1 protein-coding gene is annotated in these 1,282 nt (G+C 45.4%); it reads right to left on the bottom strand.

The features are described 5' to 3' along the window. Positions 1–134 precede the first annotated feature (134 nt). Positions 135–1,282, bottom strand: a 1,148-nt coding sequence (locus tag DKW60_RS17215; RefSeq protein ID WP_109838907.1) for an IS4 family transposase, incomplete at its 5' end; no start/stop codon positions are given.

Genomic DNA, 1,282 nt, shown 5'->3' with positions numbered 1-1,282 from the left:
TACACTGTTTCATAATGTTTTTCCGAAGTTGTTTCGTTGAAGTAGGTTCATTATGTCATTAACAACTGACAGCAATATTGCTGCAACATGACAAGATTATCATAAAGTCTTTGTTTATCTCTGTACACGACAATTTAGAAATCCACGATTGAAAAACCATAGCCATTCGTTGATTTAGTAGGTTCCAACCAGTCAGGTGGGCACAGAAACAACAATAATAAGCGACTAGTCTCCAGTGCATCCAACGCACCTGATATCAACTGATCGGTCAGGTGATCCAGGCCATAGCGGAACAGGTTTTTCTCAAGGCGGCCATGATTTTTAACACGTAACGGCTTAATCATTTTGTGCTTCCATTCACCTGTTTTATGCGCCCAACAAAACCCAATCACCAGTAAAGCCACCATCTTCTTAATTCGAAAGTAATGCGTCAGACGGGTAACTTCCATGTTGAACCCACGGCCTTTCAGGCACTGGAACAACGTTTCGATTTGCCATCGCCTGCCATAAATATCAAAGGGCTTTGACTCAAACTGATTGCTGGCGATGATCAATAACTCTCCACCCTCAAGCCTAAGCCCGCTCAGGTAAATAGCCTGACCACTCACGCGTCTCGGCTTGCGCAAAATGCGGGCATTGCCCGGCTTTAGATCACTAAATAAGTGGCGAACCGCTCGTGATCGGCCTTGCTTGTCCAGATAATGCTGGCTGGCTTTCATCCGCATGAAAAAAGGAATGTTATGAGTGTGTAACCACTCCCACCAGTGCTGGCCAATAAACTCGCGATCTCCCAGAATACCCTGAATCGAGTGGCTTCCGAACTGGCTAATGAACCGATTCATCTGGGCAATACGTTCACGCTGATTCGAGTTGCCTTGCTTGTTTAACACTAACCAGTAAATGGGAATCGCTGTTCCTTTATAAACGACCGCTAGAAAAAGGATGTTGAGGTTTTTCTGTCCCCATTTCCAATTGGTTCGATCCAGTGTCAAATAAAACGGCTGTTCGTTAAATCCGAACATCTGCATAATCATTCGTGCAATCGCATCGTAGTCAAAGCGAGTGAACTGGAAAAAGCGTTGCAACCGCCGGTAGCGTGATTCCAGCTGGGTTGTGTCATTAATCGCCAGGACAAGCAGTGTCAGATTCATCTGCTTCACTTGCAGCAACGCCAGCAATAAACTGACAAAGCAGCCTAAACGCGGCTTGCTCCACTTCAAATGTTCCTTTAGGCTACTTTGTAGCCCATCACTTAGCGTCATTTCAGTCTCCGTTTGGTCAC

The sequence above is a fragment of the Leucothrix pacifica genome (assembly GCF_003172875.1).
Lineage (GTDB): Bacteria > Pseudomonadota > Gammaproteobacteria > Thiotrichales > Thiotrichaceae > Leucothrix > Leucothrix pacifica.
Note: the sequence above shows the minus strand (reverse complement) of the source record. Positions and strands in the feature narration are given on the sequence as shown.